Raw genomic sequence first — 4,158 nt, 5'->3', positions numbered from 1 at the left:
AGCTGCTGCAGCGACAGCCGGTCCACCGGCACCCGCTGCAGCGACCCGCGGATGTCCACCACACCGGAGTCGGTGCCGAAGGCGATCGTCGACACCGGCACGTTCGCGGCCAGCGCGGCCGCGCCGGCGTCCTCGATGGACCTGCCGGAGGTGCGGTATCCGTCGGACAGCAGCACGATCCGGGCCGGTGGCGCGCCGTTCGCGCCGTCGGCCGGCACCGAGCGGATCGCGTCCAGCGAGGTGAAGACGGCCTCGCCGGTCGCGGTCGCCTCGGCCAGCGTCAGCCCGTCGATCCCGGCGATCACCTCGGCCCGGTCCTTGGTCGGCGACACCAGCACGTTCGCCGATTTCGCGAACGACACCAGCCCCAGGTTGTAGGTCGGCGGCAGCTCCTGAACGAACGCCTTCGCCGCCTCCTGCGCCGCCTCGATCCGGTTCGGCTGGACGTCGTCGGCCTCCATGGAGAGCGACACGTCGATCGCCAGCATCACGGTGGCCCGCTCGAGCGGCTCCTCCTTGTCCACCGAGGGCCGGGCCATCGCCGTGCCCAGCGCGACCAGGCTGAGCAGGAACGCCCCCGCGGCCGCGTGCCGGCGCCAGCCCAGCCCGCGCGGCGCCAGCGTGCGCAGCAGGTCGACGTTGGTGAACTTCATCGCGTATTGCCGCTTGCGGAACTGCCGCCACACGTAGACCGCGGCGACCGCGATCACCGGGAGCAGGGCGAGCAGCCACAGCGGCTGCAGGAAGCGAATCATCGGGTGGTCCCCCGGGTGCGTGCATGCCGCTGGGCGGCGACGAATCGAACTGTGTCCAGCAACCAGTCGGTGTCGGTACGCAGGCGCAGGTGGGCCGCGCCGGCCGCGCGCAGGGCCCGGGCGATCGCGCCGCGCTGCTCGCCGGCCGCCTCCGCGTAGCGCCGCCGCAGCGCCGGGTCGGCGGTCTGCACCTCGTGCAGCGCGCCGGTCTCCGGATCGGCCAGGGTCAGCACGCCGACGTCGGGCAGCTCCAGCTCACGCGGGTCGACCACCTCGATGGCCAGCACGTCGTGCCGCACGCCGAGCTTGCGCACCGGTCGTGCCCACGACTCGACCGGCGCCAGGAAGTCGGAGATCACCACGGCGACACCCCGCCGGCGAGGCGGGCGGTTGAGCCGGTCGATCAGCTCACCCAGATCGGTGCGGCCGGGCCTGACCTGGGTACGCGCGATCGCCCGCAACAGGCCCTGTGCCTCCTTGCGCCCGGGGCGAGCCGGCATCCGCACGATCGAGTCCGTGTTGCCGCCGGCGCCCGGTGCCCCGGGCGGCGCGGAGAAGCCCGGCCCCTGCGAGGCGGCGGTTGCCGCGTGCTTACGGCGGCCCCACGAGCGCGACTCGCGGACCACCTGGCCGGAACCGGTGCCCACCACCGCACCGATTCTATTGCCACCGCGCACGGTCAGATGTGCCATGGCCGCGGCCGCGGCGATCACCAGGTCGCGCTTGAGCCACTGCGCGGTGCCGAAGTCGAGGCTGGCGGACAGGTCGATGGCCATCCACGTCTCCAGCTCGCGGTCGGCCACCGTCCGGCGCACGTGCGGCGTGGTGGTCCGCGCGGTCACCGGCCAGTCCATCCGGCGCACGTCGTCGCCGGCGCGGTACTCCCTCGACTCCCCCGCCTCGCTGCCCGGCCCGGGCAGCAACCCGACGTAGTCCCCCTGCAACAGACCGTCCAGCTTGCGCGTCACCAGCAGCTGGAGCCGGGACAGGACGGCCTCGGCCCGGGCGGTGCCCCCGTCGTCGCCGGCCGGGAGGGCCGCCGAGAGGGATGCCGGGACGGGTGCGGGGGGCTGGGTCACAGCTGGCCCGGCCAGGGGTTGCTCGGCTGGTGGTGCGGCTGGTGGTGCGGCTGCTCCTGCGGCAGCGCCGGCGCACCGCTGGTCGGCTGGAGGGTCGGCTGGTGGCCGTTGGGCGAGGTGCCCTGGCGGGAGGCGACCGACGGGACCGGCACGGTCTGCATGATGCGGGCGACGATGTGGTCGGCCGGGATGTCGTCGGCGAGCGCGTCGTAGCTGAGCACCAGCCGGTGGCGGAGGATGTCGGGGACGATGTCCTGCACGTCCTGCGGCAGTGCGTAGTCGCGGCCGCGCATCAGGGCCAGCGCGCGGGTGGCCCGGACGATGCCGAGCGAGGCGCGCGGGCTGGCCCCGTACTGCACCAGCTGGGCCACGTCGGGCATGCCGTGCTGAGCCGGGGCGCGAGTGGCCAGCACCAGCCGGACCGTGTAGTCGACCAGCGCGTTGTGCACGAACACCTGATCGGTGCGGCGCTGCAGGCCGAGCAGGTCCTCCGGGGTGAAGACGGCCTGCGGCTCGGGCGGGCTGACGCCCATCCGATAGACGATCTCCCGCTCCTCGGCGTCGGTCGGGTAGCCGACCAGGATCTTCATCAGGAAGCGGTCGCGCTGCGCCTCGGGCAGCGGGTAGACGCCCTCCTGCTCGATCGGGTTCTGGGTGGCCATCACCAGGAACGGGTCGGGCACCTCGTGCGACTCGCCACCGATCGACACCTGGTGCTCGGCCATTACCTCGAGCAGCGCGGACTGCACCTTCGCCGGCGCCCGGTTGATCTCGTCGGCGAGCAGGAAGTTGACGAACACCGGGCCCAGCTCGACGTCGAACTTCTCGCTCGACTGGCGGTAGATCCGGGTGCCGACGATGTCCGCCGGGACCAGGTCGGGCGTGAACTGGATGCGCGAGAACGTGCCGCCGACCACCTTGGCCAGGGTTTCCACGGCCAGCGTCTTGGCGACGCCGGGGACCCCCTCGAGCAGGCAGTGCCCGCGCGCGAGCAGCGCCACGAACATGCGCTCGACCATCCTGTCCTGCCCGACGATCACCCGCTTGACCTCGAACATCGCGCGCTCGAGCTGGCTCGCGTCCTGGGCCGGCGGCACTGCGCCGCCACCGGCCGCTGAGCCTTCGGCAAGGGCGGAGGATCCAGGCCCCTTCGGGGCGGCCGGAGGTGCGGCGTGGTGTGCGTCGGTATCGGGCGTGGTCGGCTGGGCCACCGGTCCTCCACAGCGGTATAAGGACGTGCCGGCGTGGATGCCGACGCTCAAGACTTACACGAGCGAGCTGAGAGCGTCCGGGCAGGCGGACTTTTACCCGCCGGACATGATCTTTCTTCGCGATTAGCCGGAACTCCCACGCCGGCGGGGTGGACGGGGCAGCCGATCAAGTGTGTAAGATTCGATGCGTCGCCGGGCGACTTCCCCCGTGGTCGCCCGGCGCGTAATTCTCCCGCTCGGAGCTATGGTTGCCGGGTGGTCGAGGTGGCGGAAATCCAGTGCTCAGCCAAGGGTTGTCGTGCGCCGGCAGCCTGGCGGCTGCTGTGGCAGAACCCGAAACTGCACACCGCCGAACGCCGCAAGACGTGGCTGGCCTGCGAAGATCATCGTCGATCCCTCGGCGACTTCCTGAGCGCCCGGGGGTTCCTCCGCGAGGTGCAGCCGTTCGCTCCGATATCTCCTAGGCTTGGCACGTGACCGAGCCGTCGCCCGCCGGGGTTGCCCACGCCGACCTCAACCCTCTGGAACCGTGGCCGGACGCCGTCGAGTGGCGCCGCGTCTCCCCCAAGCTGATCACTGTGGAGTTGATCTCCCGCACCATCTGGGTCGTCGTGGTGCTGGCCGGCCTGGTGGTCGGGTGGATGCTGGCGAACCACTGGGTGTGGCTCGCCGCCATGGCCGCGGTGGTGGTCATGGCCGTCTGGCGGTCCATCGTGACGGTGCGAGCGGTCCGGGCATGGGGGTACGCGGAGCGCGAGAACGACCTGCTCGTCCGCCACGGCCTGGTGATCCGCCGCCTGTCCATCGTCCCGTACGCCCGGATGCAGTACGTGGACGTCACGGCCGGCCCGCTGGAGCGCGCGTTCCAGCTGGCCACCGTCCAGCTGCACACCGCCGCCGCGGCCAGTGACGCCCGGGTCCCCGGCCTGCCGCCCGCCGAGGCGTCCCGCCTGCGTGACCGGCTCACCGCGCTCGGCGAGGACCGGGCCGAGGGCCTGTGACCGCGACCGACGCCCATCCGGAGCCGCCCCATCCGGCCTCGGGCGGCCACCAAGCCCCAGCGGCCGGAAGCGGCACAGCCCCCGGGTCGGGCGCCATCCGCGGACGGCCGCC

Annotated in this window: 5 protein-coding genes; 2 read left to right on the top strand and 3 right to left on the bottom strand. The window is 72.6% G+C overall.

All coding sequences use genetic code 11. The annotated features are described in order from the left end of the window. The 3 genes from AB0M20_RS30110 to AB0M20_RS30100 all read right to left on the bottom strand — a co-directional run. Positions 1-755: VWA domain-containing protein (locus tag AB0M20_RS30110; protein ID WP_364303697.1), on the bottom strand; the 755-nt coding region annotated here is incomplete at its 3' end. Beyond that, positions 752-1,744 (bottom strand): DUF58 domain-containing protein, encoded by a 993-nt coding sequence (locus AB0M20_RS30105; RefSeq protein ID WP_364303699.1) that lies wholly within the window; start codon positions 1,742-1,744, stop codon positions 752-754. The genes AB0M20_RS30105 and AB0M20_RS30110, both read right to left, overlap by 4 nt. Positions 1,745-1,830: 86 nt before the next feature. After that, the gene (locus AB0M20_RS30100; protein ID WP_364303698.1) at positions 1,831-2,931 is read right to left on the bottom strand and encodes a MoxR family ATPase; all 1,101 of its coding nucleotides are present in this window, start codon (positions 2,929-2,931) and stop codon (positions 1,831-1,833) included. Between the two features lie 369 nt (positions 2,932-3,300). On the opposite strand from AB0M20_RS30100, the gene AB0M20_RS30095 reads away from it, so the two are divergent. Further along, the gene (locus AB0M20_RS30095) at positions 3,301-3,522 is read left to right on the top strand and encodes a hypothetical protein (protein ID WP_364303696.1); all 222 of its coding nucleotides are present in this window, start codon (positions 3,301-3,303) and stop codon (positions 3,520-3,522) included. After that, positions 3,519-4,046 (top strand): PH domain-containing protein, encoded by a 528-nt coding sequence (locus AB0M20_RS30090; RefSeq protein WP_364303695.1) that lies wholly within the window; start codon positions 3,519-3,521, stop codon positions 4,044-4,046. Before AB0M20_RS30095 ends, AB0M20_RS30090 begins: the two co-directional genes overlap by 4 nt. Positions 4,047-4,158: the final 112 nt, after the last annotated feature.

It is taken from the genome of Actinoplanes sp. NPDC051633 (assembly GCF_040681735.1).
Lineage (GTDB): Bacteria > Actinomycetota > Actinomycetes > Mycobacteriales > Micromonosporaceae > Actinoplanes.
This window is presented reverse-complemented; position numbering and strand designations above follow the sequence as displayed.